This is a genomic window from Glutamicibacter sp. JC586, from assembly GCF_009805585.1.
GTDB lineage: Bacteria > Actinomycetota > Actinomycetes > Actinomycetales > Micrococcaceae > Glutamicibacter.
Map to the genome: position 1 here is coordinate 78,647 of NZ_VHIN01000002.1, position 21,167 is coordinate 99,813.

At 53.8% G+C, this 21,167-nt stretch carries 20 protein-coding genes; 9 read left to right on the forward strand and 11 right to left on the reverse strand.

Translation table 11 applies throughout. From position 1 onward, the window contains the following. Window positions 1–22: 22 nt before the first annotated feature. The 7 genes from FJV47_RS00570 to poxB all read right to left on the reverse strand — a co-directional run bounded on the left by FJV47_RS00570 (window position 23) and on the right by poxB (window position 8,657). Window positions 23–1,261, reverse strand: a complete 1,239-nt coding sequence (locus FJV47_RS00570) for an FAD-dependent oxidoreductase (RefSeq protein ID WP_159609204.1) — start codon at window positions 1,259–1,261, stop codon at window positions 23–25. A gap of 222 nt (window positions 1,262–1,483) precedes the next feature. Further along, a complete protein-coding gene (nrdF, locus tag FJV47_RS00575) occupies window positions 1,484–2,458 on the reverse strand; it encodes a class 1b ribonucleoside-diphosphate reductase subunit beta (RefSeq protein WP_159609205.1) in 975 nt (324 codons plus the stop codon). Between the two features lie 213 nt (window positions 2,459–2,671). After that, window positions 2,672–4,810 (reverse strand): class 1b ribonucleoside-diphosphate reductase subunit alpha, encoded by a 2,139-nt coding sequence (gene nrdE / locus FJV47_RS00580; RefSeq protein WP_159609206.1) that lies wholly within the window; start codon window positions 4,808–4,810, stop codon window positions 2,672–2,674. Beyond that, window positions 4,807–5,292, reverse strand: coding sequence for a class Ib ribonucleoside-diphosphate reductase assembly flavoprotein NrdI (gene nrdI / locus FJV47_RS00585; RefSeq protein ID WP_159609207.1), 486 nt, complete (start codon window positions 5,290–5,292; stop codon window positions 4,807–4,809). The genes nrdE and nrdI overlap by 4 nt, the downstream gene beginning before the upstream one ends. 44 nt (window positions 5,293–5,336) lie before the next feature. Then, a complete protein-coding gene (nrdH, locus tag FJV47_RS00590; RefSeq protein WP_159609208.1) occupies window positions 5,337–5,567 on the reverse strand; it encodes a glutaredoxin-like protein NrdH in 231 nt (76 codons plus the stop codon). A gap of 554 nt (window positions 5,568–6,121) precedes the next feature. Next, the gene (locus FJV47_RS00595; protein WP_159609209.1) at window positions 6,122–6,856 is read right to left on the reverse strand and encodes a YggS family pyridoxal phosphate-dependent enzyme; all 735 of its coding nucleotides are present in this window, start codon (window positions 6,854–6,856) and stop codon (window positions 6,122–6,124) included. A 76-nt stretch (window positions 6,857–6,932) separates the two neighbouring features. Continuing rightward, window positions 6,933–8,657, reverse strand: coding sequence for a ubiquinone-dependent pyruvate dehydrogenase (gene poxB / locus FJV47_RS00600; protein WP_159609210.1), 1,725 nt, complete (start codon window positions 8,655–8,657; stop codon window positions 6,933–6,935). 159 nt (window positions 8,658–8,816) lie between these two features. Between poxB and FJV47_RS00605 the strand changes: the two genes are divergently transcribed. Continuing rightward, window positions 8,817–9,176, forward strand: a complete 360-nt coding sequence (locus FJV47_RS00605) for a cupin domain-containing protein (RefSeq protein WP_159609211.1) — start codon at window positions 8,817–8,819, stop codon at window positions 9,174–9,176. A gap of 15 nt (window positions 9,177–9,191) precedes the next feature. Here FJV47_RS00605 and FJV47_RS00610 read toward each other — a convergent pair whose 3' ends face one another. Further along, complete coding sequence (locus tag FJV47_RS00610) at window positions 9,192–10,253, reverse strand: PLP-dependent cysteine synthase family protein (protein WP_159609212.1); 1,062 nt, start codon at window positions 10,251–10,253, stop codon at window positions 9,192–9,194. A 59-nt stretch (window positions 10,254–10,312) separates the two neighbouring features. On the opposite strand from FJV47_RS00610, the gene FJV47_RS00615 reads away from it, so the two are divergent. From FJV47_RS00615 to FJV47_RS00630, 4 genes are all read left to right on the forward strand, one after another. Further along, on the forward strand, window positions 10,313–11,092 hold the full coding sequence (locus FJV47_RS00615) for a hypothetical protein (RefSeq protein WP_159609213.1): 780 nt from the start codon (window positions 10,313–10,315) through the stop codon (window positions 11,090–11,092). 82 nt (window positions 11,093–11,174) lie between these two features. Beyond that, window positions 11,175–11,525, forward strand: a complete 351-nt coding sequence (locus FJV47_RS00620) for a hypothetical protein (RefSeq protein ID WP_159609214.1) — start codon at window positions 11,175–11,177, stop codon at window positions 11,523–11,525. A 183-nt stretch (window positions 11,526–11,708) separates the two neighbouring features. Beyond that, the gene (locus FJV47_RS00625; RefSeq protein ID WP_159609215.1) at window positions 11,709–12,557 is read left to right on the forward strand and encodes a 3-hydroxyacyl-CoA dehydrogenase; all 849 of its coding nucleotides are present in this window, start codon (window positions 11,709–11,711) and stop codon (window positions 12,555–12,557) included. A gap of 50 nt (window positions 12,558–12,607) precedes the next feature. Further along, window positions 12,608–14,290 carry an ABC-F family ATP-binding cassette domain-containing protein gene (locus FJV47_RS00630; RefSeq protein ID WP_159609216.1) on the forward strand — a complete coding sequence of 561 codons (1,683 nt, stop codon included), beginning with the start codon at window positions 12,608–12,610 and terminating at the stop codon, window positions 14,288–14,290. 80 nt (window positions 14,291–14,370) lie between these two features. Here the strand turns inward: FJV47_RS00630 and FJV47_RS00635 are convergent, their stop codons facing one another. Continuing rightward, on the reverse strand, window positions 14,371–14,721 hold the full coding sequence (locus FJV47_RS00635; protein WP_159609217.1) for a helix-turn-helix transcriptional regulator: 351 nt from the start codon (window positions 14,719–14,721) through the stop codon (window positions 14,371–14,373). 117 nt (window positions 14,722–14,838) lie between these two features. On the opposite strand from FJV47_RS00635, the gene FJV47_RS00640 reads away from it, so the two are divergent. Genes FJV47_RS00640 through FJV47_RS00655 form a run of 4 tightly spaced genes read left to right on the forward strand, consistent with a single transcriptional unit; the run spans window position 14,839 to window position 19,667 of the window. Further along, window positions 14,839–16,449, forward strand: a complete 1,611-nt coding sequence (locus FJV47_RS00640; protein WP_159609218.1) for an ABC transporter substrate-binding protein — start codon at window positions 14,839–14,841, stop codon at window positions 16,447–16,449. After that, window positions 16,446–17,432: an ABC transporter permease gene (locus FJV47_RS00645; protein ID WP_235026291.1), complete on the forward strand. Its 987-nt coding sequence runs from the start codon at window positions 16,446–16,448 to the stop codon at window positions 17,430–17,432. The genes FJV47_RS00640 and FJV47_RS00645 overlap by 4 nt, the downstream gene beginning before the upstream one ends. Further along, window positions 17,425–18,984 carry an ABC transporter permease subunit gene (locus tag FJV47_RS00650; RefSeq protein WP_159609220.1) on the forward strand — a complete coding sequence of 520 codons (1,560 nt, stop codon included), beginning with the start codon at window positions 17,425–17,427 and terminating at the stop codon, window positions 18,982–18,984. Before FJV47_RS00645 ends, FJV47_RS00650 begins: the two co-directional genes overlap by 8 nt. Beyond that, the gene (locus FJV47_RS00655) at window positions 18,981–19,667 is read left to right on the forward strand and encodes an ATP-binding cassette domain-containing protein (protein WP_159609221.1); all 687 of its coding nucleotides are present in this window, start codon (window positions 18,981–18,983) and stop codon (window positions 19,665–19,667) included. The genes FJV47_RS00650 and FJV47_RS00655 overlap by 4 nt, the downstream gene beginning before the upstream one ends. Window positions 19,668–19,681: 14 nt before the next feature. On the opposite strand, the gene FJV47_RS00660 is transcribed toward FJV47_RS00655, so the two are convergent. Next, window positions 19,682–20,524 (reverse strand): urease accessory protein UreD, encoded by an 843-nt coding sequence (locus FJV47_RS00660; RefSeq protein ID WP_159609222.1) that lies wholly within the window; start codon window positions 20,522–20,524, stop codon window positions 19,682–19,684. Continuing rightward, window positions 20,524–21,135, reverse strand: a complete 612-nt coding sequence (gene ureG, locus FJV47_RS00665) for an urease accessory protein UreG (protein ID WP_159609223.1) — start codon at window positions 21,133–21,135, stop codon at window positions 20,524–20,526. The genes FJV47_RS00660 and ureG overlap by 1 nt, the downstream gene beginning before the upstream one ends. Between the last annotated feature and the right edge of the window lie 32 nt (window positions 21,136–21,167).

The following is a 21,167-nucleotide window of genomic DNA, read 5'->3' on the forward strand; positions in this document are numbered from 1 at the left end:
TGGAACTGCACCTTCGATGTGTTTAACCGGGCAAATCGTTTCCAGCAGTTCTGCGTGCCTCTAATGGAGAATGCTCCTGGATAACACCGACTGCAAGCAATCGAGCCGGTATCACCCCAATCTTAGGAAAACGGCGCAGCAGAGATGCCACCGAAGCAGGCAAAGCGACTTCTTCGCTACCTCGCATAACCCGACGTAATCCTAGATGCATCAGCCGCTGAATCGACTGTACAACGATGGTAGGAGCTAAACGTCGATTCTGAACATTGGCAACGTCCCTATCGGAGATCTTCAATGTCCTAAGTGGCTCTGCCAAAATTCTGGCGGCCGCCACAGCATCCTGGACTGCAAGGTTGATACCGACCCCACCAACCGGGCTCATAGCATGCGCCGCGTCACCGATACATAGAAGCCCGGATCTCCACCAACGCCGTGCACGATTAAGTTTGACGTCCAGTAATTTCGCATCGTCCAAGCTCAGCTTACTAACTCCTTCAGTCAGTTCCGGAGCAGCTTCCACGATTGACCTTCGCCAAGCATCAACACCTTGAGCCCTGATCTCTGCATCCATTCCCTTGGGCAAAAGCATCGCCGTCTGCACATAATCGCTTCGCGGAATCAAGACGAATGTCTTGTCTTGGGCAAAAGCTGGTGATAGCGCATTAGGACGCTTCAGTACACCTGGTACTTTGAACCACCAGACATCCAACGGTACTGAGTAATCTTTCATGGCGATTCCGGCAACGTCGCGAACCCTTGACCATCGTCCGTCAGCGGCGATCGTTAGCAGGGCTTTTAGATCTTGTATACCGTCTGGGCTGGAATACCGGACACCAACGATTCGGTCTCCTTCACTGAGCACATCGAGGACTTGGCAATTCATGCGTAACTCAAAGTTGTCTTCGGCCTCTCCCGCACGAGCCAACAGATTTAAGAAATCCCATTGAGGCGCCATGGCAATGAACGGATAGGGATGCTTTAGTTTGGCTAGGTTCACGACGGTAGTAGCGCTTCCGTCACCAGAAGGAAACTGTGCTTGACTCACCGTACTGAAATTGATCTTCTCAAATTCGGACATCAAGCCAAGCTCGTCAAGCAACTGCAGGGTCGAAGGGTGGATCGTATCACCACGGAAATCTCGGAGGAAGTCTGCATGCTTCTCAAGTACCACTACCGGAACCCCACAACGGGCCAGCAATAGTCCTGCCACCATTCCGGCAGGTCCTCCCCCAGCAATGACGCACTTCGTATCGAACTCCATTGTTGATTCCTTTCGGAGACTCCTTGCTGGTTCCACCTTGTCACTAATGCTTACGCGTGGGTAGTACTCACAGTCGACTTTGACGCCACGAATACGGTTTCTGCATTGTTCGCGCACTGAGTCAGTTGACGATAAAAAGGAATTTTGACCGGTAACGCAAAGCGGCCAGGCTCTGCGAATTACTGCAGAGCCTGGCCGCTTTCGAGCCGTTGGAAGAGTCGGTTAGAAGTCCCAGTCCTCGTCTTCGGTGTTAACGGCCTTACCGATAACGTAGGAGGATCCTGAACCGGAGAAGAAGTCGTGATTCTCATCAGCATTCGGGCTTAACGCGGCCAGAATGGCTGGGGAAACATCGGTAACGGTCGATGGGAACATCGCCTCGTAGCCCAAGTTCATCAGCGCCTTGTTGGCGTTGTAGTGCAAGAACTTCTTCACGTCCTCTGAAAGACCCACTGGATCATAAAGATCGTGGGTGTACTGAACTTCGTTTTCGTACAGTTCGTACATGAGCTCGAAGGTGTAGTCTTTCAACTCCTGCTTGCGTTCTTCGCTCGCGCCTTCCAAACCCTTTTGGAACTTGTAGCCGATGTAGTAACCGTGAACGGCTTCATCGCGAATGATCAGACGGATCAAGTCAGCGGTGTTAGTCAGCTTGGCGTGGGAAGACCAGTGCATTGGAAGGTAGAAGCCTGAGTAGAACAGGAATGACTCAAGCAAGGTCGAAGCGATCTTGCGCTTGAGCGGATCCTCACCATGGTAGTAACCCTCAATGATCTGGGCCTTACGCTGAAGGTTCACGTTCTCAGTGGACCAGCGGAAAGCTTCGTCAATTTCCTTGGTGGAGGCTAGGGTCGAGAAGATCGATGAGTAGCTCTTTGCGTGCACCGACTCCATGAACGCAATGTTGGTGTACACAGCCTCTTCGTGAGGCGTGATGGCGTCGGGAATCAACGACACTGCGCCCACGGTGCCCTGAATGGTGTCAAGCAGGGTCAGACCGGTGAACACACGCATGGTCAGCAACTTTTCGTCTTCAGTTAAGGTACCCCACGACTGAATGTCGTTGGACAGCGGCACCTTTTCTGGAAGCCAGAAGTTATTGACTAGGCGGTTCCACACCTCAACGTCTTTGTCATCCTGGATACGGTTCCAGTTGATCGCTTCAACCTTATTGGTGAGCTGAATCTTCTCGGTCATTGCCCCTCATCGAAAAGCTAAATGGTGTAACGAACTTTGCTACCAACTCTACCGTTTCTCCTAACAGCGCAGAGTCAGCAAAACACAAATCTAGGCTCAGATCTCGTGTGATCTGACATGTGTTTTTATACAAAGTGGCTGCCGCTGGACGGGACCAAACGGCAGCCACTTCGTGATATTAGCGCCCTATGATACGGGTACTAATTACAGGCTTTACAGTGCGCAGGAAACGCAACCCTCAACCTCGGTGCCTTCCAATGCCATCTGGCGCAGACGGATGTAGTAAAGGCTCTTAATGCCCTTACGCCATGCGTAGATCTGTGCCTTGTTGATGTCACGAGTAGTTACGGTGTCCTTGAAGAACAGCGTCAACGACAGGCCCTGGTCCACGTGCTGAGTAGCCGCGGCGTAGGTGTCAATGATCTTCTCGTAACCGATTTCGTAAGCATCCTCGTAGAAATCGATGTTCTCGTTGTTCATGTAAGGGGCCGGGTAGTAAACGCGGCCGATCTTACCTTCCTTGCGGATCTCGATCTTTGCTGCGACCGGGTGGATCGAAGAAGTCGAGTTGTTGATGTACGAGATCGAACCGGTTGGTGGCACGGCCTGCAGGTTCTGGTTGTAGATACCGTGCTCCATGACCGAAGCCTTCAGCGCGTTCCAGTCTTCCTGGGTAGGAATGTGCATGTCTGCAAAGAGCTCGCGCACGCGCTCAGTTGCTGGTACCCACTGCTGCTCGGTGTACTTGTCGAAGAATTCGCCCGATGCGTACTTCGAGTTCTCGAAGTTATCGAAGGTTTCACCACGTTCAATCGCGATCTTGTTCGAAGCGGTCAGCGCATGGAACAGAATCGTGTAGAAATAGATGTTGGTAAAGTCGATGCCTTCTTCAGAACCGTAGTAGATGTGCTCACGAGCAAGGAAGCCGTGCAGGTTCATCTGGCCAAGGCCGATGGCGTGCGACTTACGGTTGCCGTCTGCAATCGAAGGTACCGAGCCGATGTAGGACATATCCGAAACTGCGCTCAGTGCACGGATCGCAATATCTACCGAGGTAGCAAGATCCTTGCCGTCCATTGCCTTGGCAATGTTCATCGAGCCAAGGTTGCAAGAGATATCCTTGCCCACCTTGGAGTAGCTCAAGTCATCACCGAACTCGGAAGCCGAGGAAACCTGCAGAATTTCCGAGCACAGGTTCGACATGGTGATGCGACCCTCGATTGGGTTCGCCTTATTCACGGTGTCTTCGAACATGATGTACGGGTAACCGGACTCGAACTGAATCTCAGCCAGCGTCTGGAAGAATTCGCGCGCGCTGATCTTAGACTTCTTGATGCGCGAGTCATCAACCATCTCGTAGTACTTTTCAGTCACCGAGACTTCGCTGAATGGAACGCCGTATACGCGTTCTACATCGTACGGGCTGAAGAGGTACATGTCTTCGTTCTTGCGAGCAAGTTCGAAGGTGACATCTGGGATAACAACGCCCAAGGAGAGGGTCTTGATACGGATCTTCTCGTCGGCGTTCTCACGCTTAGTGTCCAAGAAACGGTAGATGTCTGGGTGGTGTGCGTTCAGGTAGACCGCACCGGCACCCTGACGTGCACCGAGCTGGTTAGCGTAGGAGAAGGAATCCTCAAGAAGCTTCATCACTGGGATGACACCTGAGGACTGGTTCTCGATCTGCTTGATCGGCGCGCCGTGTTCGCGCAGGTTGGTCAGCGACAGAGCGACACCGCCACCACGCTTCGAGAGCTGCAAGGACGAGTTGACCGCGCGGGCGATGGACTCCATGTTGTCTTCAATACGAAGCAAGAAGCAGGAAACCAGTTCGCCACGCTGAGCCTTACCAGCGTTGAGGAAAGTTGGGGTAGCAGGCTGGAAGCGACCATCGATGATTTCATCGACAAGGCGAGTTGCCAGCTGCTCATCACCGCGAGCCAGGTGCAGGGCAACCATGCACACGCGGTCTTCGTAACGCTCCAAGTAACGCTTGCCGTCAAAAGTTTTCAGCGTGTACGAGGTGTAGAACTTGAAAGCGCCCAAGAAAGTTTCAAAACGGAACTTCTTATTAAACGCGTGCTTGAACAGGTCACGAATGAAGTTCATCGAGTACTGGTCAAGGGTTTCGCGCTCGTAGTACTCATGCTTGACGAGGTATTCGAGCTTCTCGTCAAGATCGTGGAAGAACACGGTGTTGTTGTTCACGTGATCCAAGAAGTACTGACGGGCCGCGTAACGGTCTACTTCAAACTGAATCTTTCCATCTGGACCGTAGAGGTTCAGCATGGCGTTCAGGTCGTTGTAGCTCAAGCCCTGGAACTGGGCTGGGAGCTCCTTTGAGCTCGTCATCGTTCCTGCCAATTCTGCGACACTGGTGTCCAAAAGGTTTCAAGCCCTTCTTTGACTTTGAGTACGTCTTCCGACGTTCCCATAAGTTCGAATGTGTAAAGTACGGGTACGTTGCATTTCTGAGCGATTCGTTTAGCCGCGATGCAGTAGTACTCGCCGAAGTTTGTGTTCCCCGCACCGATCACTCCACGAAGGTTTGCTCGGTTTTCGTCGTAGCGCAGGAACTTCATGATCTGCGGAACGATGGAGTGCTTGCCGCGCTCTCCCCCATAGGTGGGGATAAGCAAAACATATGGTGCGGTGGAAATGAGCGGCGGCTCGGTTGCGTAGACCGGGATCCGAGCCGCGTCGATCTCAAGTTTGTCCACGAATCGTTTGGTGTTCTCAGAAACTGAAGAGAAATAAATCAACTTCGATTTGGTGAGTTCCACTGATTCGTGGGCCTCAGCGTTTTGCTTATCAGCAAGTGCTGTGGGTGACATCTTTATTGCCTCCACTACAAAAAGTGAGCGGAAAGTGCTAGAGCTTAGTTAGCTGGAGCCAGCTCAGCGATCTTGTCTGGGCGGAAACCCGACCAGTGATCATCGTCGGTAATAACGACAGGTGCCTGCATGTACCCCAGGCCGCGAACGTGCTCCAAAGCAGCGGCATCCTGTGAGATGTCGACCTTGTTGTACTCGACGCCCTTCTTATCCAACGCACGGTAAGTAGCGTTGCACTGAACGCAGGAAGGCTTCGTGTAAACGGTGATGGCCATGTCCCTGATCCCCTTTAGAAAATTCTTGATGTTGGCCGGTTTCCATCTGTTGATGGAATTTCCCAGCTGTCCTCTCGGATGCCTCAAAAACAGGGTTTTCGAGGTGCTACTGGTGCGAGCCGCACCAACGGGTTCAATACTACATGTTGTGTTTAGCCGGTCAAGCAGCCACAAGATGATGTATTACAAGTATGTCATTCTTCCCCCGCTACGTCCACAGGAACTGTGGATATTTGACCCCGTTTAAACCGCGATTTTTCGGGGTCCGCGCAACTTTTTCCACAGCTTCAACGCTGGAGCATGTGGGTTAAAAATTATTCTGTGACAAGATTCTCGGCGTGTTCTCATTACTACATCTAGTCCACCCCTTCCCGAACGAACCACTACATCTAGTGTGGTTCTAGGGGCCGACAATTTGGCGTCCATGGCGCGCGCTGTGCACAACACATTCCCATTCGCATTTCTACGGCCTGCACACAACTATGGGCAGCCAGCGAAGAAAAGCTAACTGCCCATCTGCAAACTTGATACAGTCCAAAAATTGCTAACCGAGGCTAGGCGTAGTTGCGAGCCCCGAAAATCCCCTGGCCTACACGCACCACAGTGGCGCCCTCGGCGATGGCCAGCTCATAGTCGCCGCTCATTCCCATCGACAGGTGCTTGAAGCCCTGCGGGGCGTTTGGCTGTAATGACTCTAGAGTTTCGCGTAAGGACGAGAAGCTTGCACGGATCTGATGCTCATCTGTTGTGTTGGCGGCCATGGTCATCAGTCCCACCGGCGTAAGACGATCCAGCGAGGAAAGGCCGTCAAGGAGTGCCGGCGCAGCCGATGCAGCAATCCCGGACTTGCTCTCTTCCCCGGAGGTATTGACCTGAATGAAGACCTCTAGTGAACGGTCCTCCAACTCCAGACGACGCTGCAGGGTCTGAGCAAGCTTCAACGAATCCAACGCATGAAACTCGTGAGCGAACTGCGCGACGAACTTTGCCTTATTGGTTTGTAGCGGCCCAATGACGGCATAGCGCAGGTGCTCAAAGCGTTCTCGGAACGCTTCATGCTTACTCTGGGCTTCCTGAACCTTGTTTTCGCCCAAGGTATCTACCCCTGCAGCGATAGCTAGGGACAGGCGTTCGATGTCGATGGTCTTGGTTACTGGCAAGAGTCGAACTGAGCGCGCTTCACGGCCTGCAGTGCTCGCGGCTGCAGCGATACGTTGGTTCACCGCCGCTAGGTTATTAACGAAGTCCTCGGTGGTGGCCGCATGTGCGGCAGCAGGTTGCGAAGTCAAGACGCCTACTTTCTAGCTCTCACAAAAATGTTGCTGGCGCCAAAAAGGCGCCAGCAACAAGCATAAACAAAAATGATTAGAACACTTGACGCCAGTTGGTCTTGGCCAGGTCCAATAGCTCGTCGCCGCGGCCAGAAAGGACCGTGCGGATGGCATACAGGGCAAAGCCCTTGGCCTGTTCCAGCTTTATATTAGGTGGCATCGACATCTCTTGACGATCGGTGATCACATCAAGAACGGCCGGTCCATCATGAGCCAAGAATTCCTTGACGGTCGCCTCGAGCTGCGTCGAGTCCTCCACCCGGTAGCCCTTCAGGCCCGCTGCGGTAGCCACTGCACCAAAATCGGGATTCTGCAGGTCGGTTGCATAGGTAACAAAGCCGGCGGCCTTCATCTCCAACTCAACAAAATTCAACGACGAGTTGTTAAAGACCACTACCTTGACCGGCAGCTTATTCTGTGTGGCCGTCAATAACTCGCCGAGCATCATTGCCAACCCTCCGTCTCCGGCGAAAGCAATGACCTGACGGCCACGATCCACCGCCTGGGCGCCCAGAGCCTGCATCAAGGCGTTAGCCATCGATCCATGGTTGAAGGAACCCAGGACACGTCGCTTGCCGGTCATGCTCAAATAGCGTGCTGCCCAAATCACTGGCGAACCCACGTCGGCGGTGAAGACCGCGTCATCATCGGCCGCCTGATCAATCAGGCGCGCCAAATACTGTGGGTGAATTGCCGTCCCTGGTTTTGAAGGTTCAGCCAGTTCATCTAGTTTGGTGCGCGTCTTGCGATAGTGCTCAAGTGCATGCTCCAGGTGCTTACGGTGTGTTTGAACCGGAAGCAGCGCATTGAGCGCAGCAGCGGTATCTTTGACGGTTCCGACCAAAGGTACGTCTACCTTGGTACGCCGTCCGATCTGCTCACCGCGAATATCTACCTGGATGATCGTGGCATTCTGTGGATAGAACTGCTGATACGGGAAGTCGGTACCGAGCATCAGCAGTACGTCGCACTCGGCGATCGCCTTGGCGCCGGAGGCAAAGCCCAGCAGGCCGGTCATCCCCACGTCAAATGGGTTGTCATACTCGATATGTTCTTTACCGCGCATCGCGTGCACGATCGGGGCCGCCAATTTATCGGCTAGTGCCACAACCTCATCATGGGCTCCTGCTACGCCGGCACCGGCGAGGATGGTGACCTTGCGAGAGCCTTCAAGGATCTCGGCTGCCTGCTCGAGCTCCTGTTCGTTGGGCAAGACCCGCGGATTGGTCTTGGCGATTAGCTGAGTTCCGGTGCGTTCCATCTCCGAGAGCGCAACATCACCGGAAATGACCAGCACGGCCACCCCACGTTTCTCGATGGCTTCACGCATCGCAATGCGCAACATGCGGGGCATTTGCTTTGGGTCAGAAACTTGCTCGGCATACACCGAGCAACCACGGAAAACTTCCACCGGGTTGGTTTCCTGGAAATAGTTGGAACCAATCTCATCGGTGGGGATCTGAGCAGCAATGGCCAAGACTGGGACGCGGGAACGATTGGCGTCATACAGACCATTAATGAGATGGAGGTTTCCCGGTCCACAAGAGCCTACACACACCGCTAGTTCCCCGGTGATTTCAGCTTCGGCTGCGGCGGCAAAAGCGGCAGCTTCCTCATGACGATGATGAATCCACTCCATGCGACCGTTTTCACGCAAGGCATCGGTCAGACCGTTAAGGGAGTCCCCCGGGATGCCATATATTCGGCGCACCCCTTGGGTATCAAGCTGTTCGATCAGGTGGTCGGCTACATTTGGCAAAACATTCCTCCTGCACACAATCTTTAGTTGGTCTACTGCTCACAGTACTGCGCTGATCACTCCAGTGCCATGGGTAACCGCTAGTTGGCGTCGTTCCGCTGAGCACAGCGGGCAGTGTCTGCGCCCACACCTGCACCACGTCTTAGTTAGGCTGAGACCATGACCCAACCGAGCCGCATGGCCAACACCAACCAGCTTCCACTCGGAACTAGCAACGGCGCCATCTGGAAACTTCAGCCTGAGCAAAGAGACCTGGATGCCAACGTAATCTCGCTGGCTCCGGGAGCTAAGATCCAGAGACATCAGGGGCCAGAGATCGACGTCGTCCTTCACATCCTGACAGGCTCAGGCGAGCTAATCAGCGACACCGAGCGGATCACATTGGAACCGGGAGATATCATCTACCTTCCGGCACGCTCGCAACGCGAATTCATCGCACACGAAACAGGACTCGCCTATTTTTCGGTGCACCAAAGAAAACGCACCACCGGCCTGATGCCCAAGCTCCGATCACACTAGGTTGCCTCGCGGCTACTACTTGAACACTCCGGTGGACAGGAACTGCTCCATCGCCTGAATGTAGGGTTGCAACTCCAATCCCTGCTCATCAAGCCAGTCTTGGTTGTAACAGGTATTCTCGTAGCGCTCGCCGGAATCACAGATCAGCGTAACCACGCTTCCCTGCTCGCCATTTTCCAGCATCCGCGCGATGACTTGCAGGGCTGCGTAGAGATTCGTGCCGGTGGAGCCGCCGGCAAAATAGCGGGTCTTAGATCGTAGTAAGTGCATAGCTGCCAGGGAGGCGGCATCGGGAACCTGAATCATGTGGTCGATGACCCCGGGCATGAAGGATGGCTCGACCTTGGGCCGGCCAATTCCTTCGATTCGAGAGCCGGTGCCTGAGGCATATTCACGATTCCCGGTACGCCAGCTTTCATAGAAGGATGAGCCTTCTGGGTCACCAACGCAGATGCGGGTTTCATGTTGCTTGTAGCGTGCATAGCGGCCAAAGGTGGCGCTGGTTCCTCCGGTTCCGGCACCCACCACTATCCAGCTGGGGATGGGGTGTGGTTCGGCAGACATCTGCGCGTAGACCGATTCGGCAATGTTGTTGTTCCCTCGCCAATCGGTGGCCCGTTCCGCATAGGTGAATTGGTCCAGATAATAACCACCCGTCTCTGCCGCGAGTTGGCGAGCAGCGACATCCATCTGCCCAGCAGAATCTACGAGATGGCAACGGCCACCATAAAATTCAATGAGCTTAATCTTCTCAGTACTCGTAGAAGCCGGTACTACTGCAATAAATTCGAGTCCTAGCATGCGTGAAAAGTAAGCCTCAGATACAGCGGTAGAACCACTGGAGGCTTCTACCAGCGTGGTTCCCTCGGTGATTTTTCCGTTCACCAAACCGTACAAAATGAGTGAGCGGGCAAGCCTGTGTTTCAGCGATCCCGTCGGGTGCACCGACTCATCCTTCAGATACAGCTCGATCCCCCAGTGCGCAGGAAGCTCGAACCTCAAAAGGTGTGTGTCTGCGCTACGATTTGCATCGGCGTTGAGTTGAGAAATTGCTTGTCGCACCCAAAGATCAGTCATGACTCAACTCTAACCGTGGCTCACAGTATGTACACGTCCAGCGTGCTAAATTCAAAGCTGTGGAATTAAGGATTGTATCTGCGGGATATTCCGCGCTGATGCTTTTAGCGACGAGCTGGGCATTGTGGGCAGTACTTGCGGCCTCGACCCTAGTCGATGTCGCCGGCAGTTGGTTAGAACGTGATGCCTTCGTCAGCTCGGTGCCACTGTTTGGTTTACTGCCATGGATTGGGCTCACCGCTGGTGTTGGCCTTTACGCCATCTGGCAAGGCGTGGCTCGCTGGCGGCTTGAACTCCACCAAAAATTGCGTCCCTGGGTTCTTGCTCTGGCGCTCTCTAACGCACTTTGGGTTTTGTGCCTCAAGCGGGAAATGATCGGCTTAAGCCTCATCTGCGGATATCTATTATTAGTGATACTGGTGCGTATTGCCGTCATCCTTGGCCGCAACTTCTTGATACAGCACATCGACCGATGGCTCACCCGAGCCTGTTTTGGTTTATTCGCAGGCTGGTTAAGCGTCATCATCATGTCGCAAACACTTGCATTCTTCGCCATCAGCCACGCCAACCAAAATTCACTCATGTTTAAGGGAGCCAGCGCCTTAGTACTGACCCTTTTGGCTTTGTTCCTCTGCGCCGTAACCTTCAAAAACCCCATGGGGATTTACCTCAATTCAGGAGCCCTATGGGTTCTTACTTGGATTATTATTGATCGCTATAACGGGCAGGGATCTTCTCCGCTCTTTGCAACGGTGAGCTTGATCGCTGCGGTTCTGATGCTGATCTGTTTGCTGAGCGCACTGCGCACACGCATTCAACGAATCATCAGTTCGCAGTGAGCGCAACGCCGGTCGCTTGAGAGCGAACCGCTAGCTGGCTAGGCTAGTGAGTGAGGCCTAAAGGTTCACCAGAGAGGAAAACATGTCGAAGACTGCTAAGAGCTTTAAAGAAGTTGAGAAGTCATTGGCGAAGCTCGCCAAGGCTGCCAAAGAAGAACTGCCAAAAGAAATCCGTGGCGGCTGGAATGAGGCTGTTTCCGGTGTCAACGTTGAAGCAATCAGCAAGGCTGGCTCCAACCTGATCGAAAACGTCGGTGGCAACTCTAAGGCCGCCCAGCGTGCCCGCGCTTCGGTGCAGAACGCTGTTGACTCCGCACAGAAGAGCCTTGCGCCAAAGCAGAAGTCCTGCAAGGGCGGCAAGGTCCTGATCATCTCACTGGTACTCGCGGCCGTCGCAGCTGTTGTAGCATCCCAGGTGCAGAAGAAGAACTAGTTTTCATGACTCAGGGCGTGACCTCCACTGGAGGTCACGCCCTGAGTCATATCTACTGCACTTCGGATACCGCTCAGATGAGGCATAGTAAATACCCCATCGTTCCACTGCTCACATTTAGTTGCATGACTTCAACCAAAGGAGCAGACTTTCCTTGAAAGTTCAATTTTCAAGGAGACGATCATGCAACTAGTCAACACCACCGTGCTAGGAACCGGAGTCTTGGGTTCCCAGATTCTCTTCCAAACTGCCTACTACGGATTACCCGCCACTGGATACGACATCACCGAGGAAGCAATCAGCGCAACCGAATCTCGCTTAGATACCCTCGTTGAGAACTATGCCGAATTCTTCGGCGATCGGGCCAAGGCCCAGGCGGCTCGTGAGTCAATCACCTTGACCACTGATTTGGCCGAAGCTGTGAAAGAAGCTGACCTGGTCATCGAATCAGTGCCCGAGAGCCTGGCAATCAAGGAACAGACCTACCAGAAGCTTGCCGCCGTCGCTCGCCCAGAAACTATTTTTGCCACGAACTCTTCCACGCTTCTGCCGTCCGACATCGCACCATTCACCGGACGCCCTGAGCAGTTCTTGGCCCTGCACTATGCCAACAACATCTGGAAAAACAATACCGGCGAGGTGATGGGCACCGAGCAAACCAGCAAGGAAGCCTTCGAAGCAGTTGTTGACTTTGCCGAACGCACCGGTCTGGTGGCCATTCGAGTACTCAAAGAACAACCAGGCTACGTCTTGAACTCAATGCTTGTCCCGTTCTTGGAGTCCGCAAGCCATCTATTGGTCAACGGCATCGCCGACGCGGCCACGATCGATACCACCTGGAAAATCGGCACCGGAGCACCCTTTGGACCGTTTGAAATCTATGACGTAGTGGGACTGAATACCGCTTATCACATCGCAAGCAACGGTGATGAGACCAGCAAGAAATTTGCCGCGCTACTCAAGAGTGAGTACATCGAGAACGGCAAGCTAGGCCGAGCAACCGGCGAGGGCTTCTACAAATACAACGACTAGCTAGTTCCGCCCAGCAGATCGGGGCACTTGCGCTCGGATAGGATGGTTACGTGGCTCATATCGACGTGACTGACATCCAATATTTCCTTTCCGACGGCACCCAACTGCTGGGCGGTGTCACATTTAAGGTCTCTGCTGGCACCAAAACTGCGCTGATTGGCCCCAACGGCACCGGCAAGACAACACTGTTCAAAATCATCTCCGGTGACCTGAAGGCCGACGACGGTTCTATCAACCGCACCGGCAGCCTCGGAATCATGCGCCAGTTTGTCGGCCAGGTTCGTGATGAGACAACGGTGAAAGAACTTCTGCTCTCCACCGCTGCCCCAGCACTGGCTGAAGCTGCTGAAAAAGTCGCCAAGTACGAAGCTCTCATGCTCACCAGCGAGGACGAAAAAGTCCACATGCGCTACGCCGAAGCCATCATTGAATGGGGCGATGCTGGTGGATACGAATTGGAAACCACTTGGGATAAGGTCTGCATGGCAGCCCTCGGCGTAGAATTTGACGCAGCTTCAGACCGCTTGGCGCGAACCCTCTCGGGTGGCGAGCAGAAACGCTTGGTTCTCGAAGCGCTCTTTGAAGGCAACGACGAACTGTTGTTATTGGACGAACCGGATAACTATCTTGATGTTCCAGGCAAGCGTTGGCTGGAAGAAAAGATGCGCAACTCCCCTAAAACCGTACTGTTTATTAGCCACGACCGTGAATTGCTCAATAATGCAGCAACCCGAATCGTCACCTTGGAGCCAGGGCATGGCGGAGCCACGGCTTGGATTCATGGTGGCGCCTTTGGAAGTTACGTTCAGGCTCGCCAAGAACGCAATGAACGTTTTGAAGAACTGCGCAAGCGCTGGGATGAAGAGCACGCCAAGCTCAAAGAGTTGGTCAACATGTATAAGACCAAGGCGGCCTTCCGCTCGGATATGGCCAATCGCTATCACGCAGCGACCACGCGACTCGAAAAGTTCTTGGAAGCAGGACCTCCCCAAGCAATTCCTCTGGAACAAAATGTTCAGATGCGCCTGAAAGGTGGACGTACTGCCAAGCGAGCGGTCGTTGCCGAAAATCTCGAACTGACCGGTCTAATGAAACCCTTCTCTACCGAAATCTGGTTTGGGGATCGTGTGGGGGTTCTGGGTTCGAATGGTTCAGGAAAATCGCACTTCCTCCGATTATTGGCCTCCGGGGGCACCGACCCAGAACGTGAGCACTTGCCTGTCTCAGATGTGGTGATCTCCGAGGTGCCACACGAAGGCTCGGTCAAGCTTGGGGCAAGAATCCGTCCTGGTTATTTCGCCCAGACTCATACCCGCCCGGATCTTTTTGGCAAGACCTTGCTAGAAATCCTGCACCGAGGAGACGAACACCGTTCAGGCTTACCCCGCGAAGCTGCCTCGGGTGCGTTGGATGGCTACGGATTGGCCGGTCAAGCAGAACAGAAGTTCGAGTCACTTTCTGGTGGACAGCAAGCGCGCTTCCAGATTTTGTTGTTGCAGCTTTCGGGCGCCACTTTGCTTCTGCTCGATGAGCCGACAGATAACTTGGACCTGCATTCAGGTGAAGCCCTGGAACGTGCCATCGATGCTTTTGAAGGTACTGTTTTGGCAGTCACCCACGACCGTTGGTTCGCTCGCGGTTTTGATCGTTTCCTCGTATTTGGGTCCGACGGAAAGGTCTATGAATCCCCGGAACCCGTGTGGGACGAGCAGCGCGTAGTGCGTCAACGATAGAGAATTCAAATACACAACAGCCGGTGGCCGGTGCGTTCCAAATCTGAAACGCACCGGCCACCGGCTGAATTTATGTCATCTTAAACGTGGTGCTCTGGATGTAACTCAGAGTGCGGCGCCTGAAGTTGGTGAAGTAATTGATGAATCCCCAGATGGACCAGCTGCCAACGCCGATATTTGCCATCACGTTCGACATTCACAACCTGGGCACGATGCAAGGTGGATAACGCTTGGGTCACCGTATTCGGTGTCAGCCCGGTCGCTTGGGCTAATTGGCTCACCGAAGATCCCGGGGCAGCATGCATGGCTACAAGTATCTTGATTCGTGTTTCGTCGGCGCACAGAGAAAAAACTTCGATCCACTCGGGAATGGTCTCTTGAACCTTAGCCAGTGCGTCGAACCCGATCTTTTCCAATTCAATCTCAGCCACGGTTTACCGGTCCCTCGTTAATCGTACAAAGCCCAAGTAACACAGACATATGTCCGGTTGAACACATGTATTCTGAGATCATCTAGCTCCCCTTTTGCTGTGAAAGGTACTATTCCATTGCGCAAGACAACCGCCAGCGCCATAGCTGTTCTGCTACCAATCCTAATTGCCTGCACCGGTTGTCAAGCAACTACGACGGCTGCCTCGGCAAAGTCCGAAGTCAACCTCCTGACTAACGCTTTACCTGAATCGCTGAATCCATTGGCCGGATTCGACAATAACGGCATTGGAAAAATCAACGAATCCCTCTTCACCCTCGATGGGGACTCCCAAGCGCTTCCTGATATCGTTCCCATGCTTGCTGACAAAGACCCCAAGATTTCTCAGCACGGACTAGTCTGGGACGTGACATTGCGCCAAGGGATCAAGTTTAGCGACGGTACTGCGCTGGATCCGGCAGATGTTGTCGCCAGCTACAAGGCCATAAAGGACCCACGCACCGCTTCCCCACTGGCCAGCACCTTAGAAAATCTCAAGTCCGTCCAGACCCATGGTGAAAATGGCGTTCGATTTACCCTGTACGAACCCCAGATTTCTTTCAAAACCTCCCTGCTGATTGGCATTGCACCCTCCGAATTAATTGATCAGGGCGAGCCGATGAGCGAATCATCTCTGAATCGCTCTCCGGTAGGCACTGGTCCCTACGTGCTGGATCGATTCGACAGTTCATCTCTGGTCCTGAGCGCCAATAAGAACTACCGCGACGGGATTCCCGCGGTACAGAAGGTTTCCTATACCCAGTCAGAAGACGACAATGCTCGCACCCAGAGCATGGCAGGTTCGGATTACACAGGCACTGTGTTGCCGCCGCGCCTGGCCGCCGGACTTGCCCAACGCGAAGGGTTCGAAGTTGTCACCGCGACCAGCGCGGACTGGCGGGGCATTTCTCTTCCTGCAGATCACCCGTTTACCAAAGACCCCAAGGTGCGGCTAGCCCTGAACCTTGCGGTTGATCGACAACAGATTATTGACGGTGTATTGGCTGGTGCTGGACGCCCCGCCTACAGCTTCGTCCCGCCAGCATACGGTGAGTATTACAATTCTGAAGCCGTCTTTGAACACAACCCGCAACGCGCGAAAGAAATGCTCGACGACGATGGTTGGGTGATTGGTAACGACGGTATTCGCGTCAAGAACGGGCAACGCGCAGAGTTCACTGTGCTCTACAACCCCGGAGACACGCTACGTCGAGATCTATCTTTGGCATTGGCCGACCAGTTGGAAAACTACGGCATCAAGGTTAGCGTCGACTCGGCAACATTCGACCAAGCCGAGCCACGCGTTGGCAAGGACTCCATCATGCTCGGCGGCGGAGACACACCGTACGACGTTGATACGCAGCTGTACAAGATGCTGCATTCCAGCTATCCGAAAGCTGGAGCGTACTACGATAATCCGAGCCACTTCGCCAGTAAAGACATGGACCAGGCCCTACATCAGGGACGGACCAGCACTAAGACTGCCGACAGGGTCGCGGCCTATCAGCACGTACAAGACCTCTACGTCAGTGACCCCTCGATGCTGTTACTAGCCTTTATCGACCACACCTACGTACAGCGTAGCGACGTACACAAAACCTGGAACACGACCGGAACACTTCTGGAACCGCACGAACACGGCACAGCGTGGGGACCATGGGCCAAAATAGGTCAGTGGAGCAACAGGTGAGTGATACAGCCTTCCCTGGTCGCTGGGTCCAGGTGGCCAGGCTATTATCTCGACGGCTCGCGGTAGCCGTGCCCGTCACCCTGGTACTCACTGCTCTCGTCTTCGCACTGGCCAGCGTTGCACCGTTTAACCCGCTCGCCACGTATCTCGGATCAAGTTACACTCACACCAATCCAGAATTGCGTGAACAACTGAGCAGCCAGCTTGGCTTTGATAAACCATGGGCGCAGGTTTGGACACAATGGATTAGCCACGCGTTGCGCGGGGACCTTGGAGTTTCCATCTCCACCTCACAACCGGTGACGAGCGTACTACTCGAAAGAATCCCTTATACGCTGCTCATGACCAGCGTAGGTCTACTACTGGCGATTGTCATCGCGCTCATTTTGGCCTTGCTCGCCGCAACCTATCGGTACGGATTCATCGACCGTGTGGTCCAAGCTATCAGCCATCTAGCCCAGTCAATTCCGGTGTTTGTCATCGCTTTGGTGGCCATTACCCTTATTGCGTTGCCACTTGGTTGGCCCACCTCAGGCGTGGCAGCTACAGGTATGGATCCCACAATGACCTCCGTGGCCACCCATTTGTTGTTGCCCGCCACCGTGTTGGCCATTAGCCTGCTCCCCTGGTTACTTTTGAACCTCCGTACCTCGCTATTCGAAGCGTTAGACACGGACGCAGTCTTGGCGGCACGAGGGCGAGGTTCTCGCGATATTTTGCTCACCGAAGCCCTGCCCCAAGCCCTGTTGCCTTTTATTACCGTTGTGGGTTCTCGACTCGGTGAACTGATCTCCGGTGCGTTACTGATTGAAACTATTTTTTCTTGGCCAGGAATTGCTTCCGCCGTCGTTGGTTCTGCAGTGGCTGGTGACTTCGCGTTACTCGCCGCGGTGACCGTGTGCTCAGCCCTGGCTGTTTTTGCAGGAAATGCCCTAGCTGACGCAGCCTATCTCCTTATAGATCCTCGGGTCACTCATGTATAAGCCCCAGAGAAATTGGACTGCGCTCACCATCGCTGTGCTATTGCTGAGCTACGCGATTATCGTTCCTGTCATCAATCATGAAGCAATCTCTGCAGTGGACCTCTCGGGCGTCTATCACGCTCCAAGTGTCAGCCACCTTTTTGGCACAGATCAGCTGGGTAGAGATATCTGGACTCGCACTGCGGCAGGACTGCGGATTTCTATGGTGATGGCTGTGGTGGCGGCGATCTTTTCAACGATTCTTGGTGCACTCGCAGCAGTGGCAGCAGTGACTTTCGGCCGGTGGGTTGATCAGGTCATCACTCGGCTTATTGATTCCCTCAACGCAGTTCCACATTTGTTACTCTCAGTGGTTATCCTGGCGCTGTGGCCGGGAGAAATCTGGGCGATCATCCTCTCCATAGCATTGACCCATTGGACGCAGACAGCGAGGATTCTTCGCTCTAAACTGCTAGCCGAACGTGAAAGTGGATACGTCAAACTCAGTGTTGCAGCGGGAGCCAAGCCCGTGGCCCTGTGGCGCACGCACCTTCTCCCAGCGGTACTTGGGCAAGCATCGATTGCTTTTGCTCTGCAGATCCCTCACGCCATGTGGCACGAATCAGCGTTGTCTTTCCTTGGCGTCGGGTTACCAGCACAATCAGCATCACTCGGATTGATATTGGAAGATGCCCGCGGCGGAATCTTAACTGGGGCTTGGTGGCTACTGGTTTTCCCGGCGACCGTCTTGGTTTTGGCCTGCTGGGCAGTGGCCTCACTGCCGGTCACCCAGCCTCGTGCCCGAAAAGAATCTCGCGTTACGGCACCAAAAGTCCGGCGGGAACCGTCATTCCAGACTTCTGATGACAAGCATGTACTGAACGACCTTCAGCTCAAGGTCACAGTAGCTGCCGGTGACACAATACTGGTGCAGTCGGCGAAACTCAGGCTCACCAAAGGAACAATTAACGCCGTAACAGGTGTTTCAGGCGCGGGAAAGACGTTGTTCCTTCGAGCGATCGCTGGCCTATTGCCAAAGACTTTGTCCGTAGATTCTTCAGTCATACTTCATGGCAAGCAATACCCCAATGCGGCTGCTGGCAAGCTACTTGGGAAGCAAATGGTCTTCATTCCTGGATCCGCGGCCACCGCGCTAAACCCAGTACAAACACTTCGCACCGCTTTGAAGCGAACGTTCCGCGAACATTCACTGCCCTCAAACGATGAGCAACTGGCAACATACTGGAGCGAATTCGGGCTCGTCCCGGAATTATTAAGCCACTATCCGCATCAGCTCTCCGGCGGGCAAGCCCAGCGAGCGGTACTTGCCCTCGGGCTCGCTGCTGATCCCGAACATATCTTGCTCGATGAACCAACCAGTGCCTTAGACGAGGAAACCAGAACAATTGTCGCCAACGTGCTGCGATCTGCAGCCGAACGTGGAGCCACAGTCCTCATGGTGACCCACGATCTAGAACTTGCTGAGAACCTTGCGGAGCACATATATGTCATGGACAACGGCCACCTAATGCTCAAGGAGTACTCGGCACGTGACGACAAGGTGGCGCCATGAGCCTCGTTCTAGACCGAGTCACTGTCCAGCTCAGCGCACGCACTATCTTGGCTCCTACATCATTGGAAGTCGTCAGTGGCGAAATGGTGGGAATTACTGCTCCTTCAGGAGCTGGCAAGTCGACCCTTTTATCTGTTGCTTCGCTACTTCAGCCTCCCAGCTCTGGTCGCGTAGTCATCAACAAGAGCATGATTCCACATAAAATTACTGGTGCTTCAATTCCCGCTGATATCCGTCAAAGCATTGGTCTGCTCCCCCAGAATCCACGAAGCTACGCAGACCCGCGGCTAACTTTAGAGGAAACAATTTGCACCCCGATCTCGTTCCGCGACGGCAAGACTCGGCCGAAGCCAAAAAACTATCGTGAGCTGATCTCTGAATGGTGCGATGCGGCGCAACTACCCCAAGATTTACTTCGCCGATTACCTTCTGAAGTATCCGATGGTCAGTTACAACGGGCCCTATTGGCGCGTTCGATCAGTCTCGATCCGGCGATCCTGTTGTGTGACGAACCAACCTCGGCGCTAGACCCCAAGACCACATCAGTAGTTTTCGCGCTCTTGAGTGCCCGTGCGGCGGCCGGGGCTTGTGTCGTCATCGCTTCGCATGATCAGGCTTCGCTGATCTCCTCCTGCGATCGCGTCGTGATGCTCGGAGAACTACAGCAGGAAACTAGAAACTAGTAACTAGTACAGATCTAATACTTGCGCAGTTGGACAGGTTCCTGTCCGTGCAGGCGTTCGCGTAGTTCGTTAACCACGCTCATCAAGACTGCAGTGGCACTTTCTGTCGAGGTCCCTAAAGTTCGCACGGAAAGTCCGGCTGCGGCGGTCGCTGAAATTCCCACGTGGACAGCTTCAGCCTGTTGCGCAGCAACGTCATAGGCTATGTCTCTCAAAGACTCGACCATTGAAGTGTCGATGCGCGAATCGACAGCTAGTAGCATTCCGACATGTGTGAACTCTTGAAAGTACAGTTGTGAACTAATGTCTTGGCGTCCCGGCTCTACCGACAAGTTATCGAGTACCGCGAGCTTCCCGTCGACATGGACTTCGGTTCTGAGCCGGATGTTTTCATATCGAAATAGATCTCCTTCAGGGCTCCATCCCGGGGTGATCACTTCGAACATCACCAACGAACTGGATCGGTGCATGTGCACGATCGTTTCTTGACGATAACTCGCATTCTGATAGGCGATGAGCTGATCGGGTATATATTCCAAGACGGCACCTTCAGCGAGGCTGACGTGCATCTGCGACTGTGCTCGCCCCTGTGGGGTTCGATAGATCTTGGTTGCCGATTGTGTCGTGAGCAGCAGACTGGCGGACGCCCCGACGCTGATGTCAACCCTGTATCTATCAGCGCCGAGGTAGCCACCACCCGGGTTCACGATGGTGTAGCAAACCTGCGCAGTGTTATCGAGATAGTGCGGACGCAGTACACGCAAGGCGCCCTGATGGAACTGCTTCGTGGCCAAGTCTTTGCCTGCTCTGCGCTCGACATGCAGCAATAGTTCGCCAGTGGGTTGGCCTTGATTCACTACGCGAGATCCGTCATTAACACGTCATGCTTCAACCAGTTAATGACGTCTTCCAGGCCGTCGTCGGTTTTCAAATTGGTGAAGCAGAACGGCTTCTGTCCACGGAATTGCTTGGAATCAGATTCCATAATCGACAAATCCGCGCCCACGTGAGGAGCCAAGTCAGTCTTGTTGATGATGAACAAATCGGACTTGATCATGCCCTGTCCTGCCTTGCGCGGAATCTTCTCGCCTTGGGCAACATCGATGATGTAAATAGAAAAATCAACTAATTCAGGCGAGAAGGTTGCTGAGAGATTATCGCCACCGGATTCGACAAAGATCACCTGCAGGTCATCATGCTTAGCTTTCAGATCCTCAATCGCCGCTTCATTCATCGAGGTATCTTCACGAATGGCGGTGTGCGGACACCCACCGGTTTCGATCCCGACAATTCGGTCAAGCGGAAGCACTCCATTAGCAGCCAAGATCTTGGCATCTTCAATGGTGTAGATATCGTTGGTGATCGCGGCCATGGAGATCTCGCCGTCGAGGGCGCGAGTAATGCGTTCGATGAGCTGAGTTTTTCCAGCACCGACGGGGCCACCGATACCAATACGAATAGGTTCCATAAATATCTTCCTCAAATTAGTTAGGACCACGA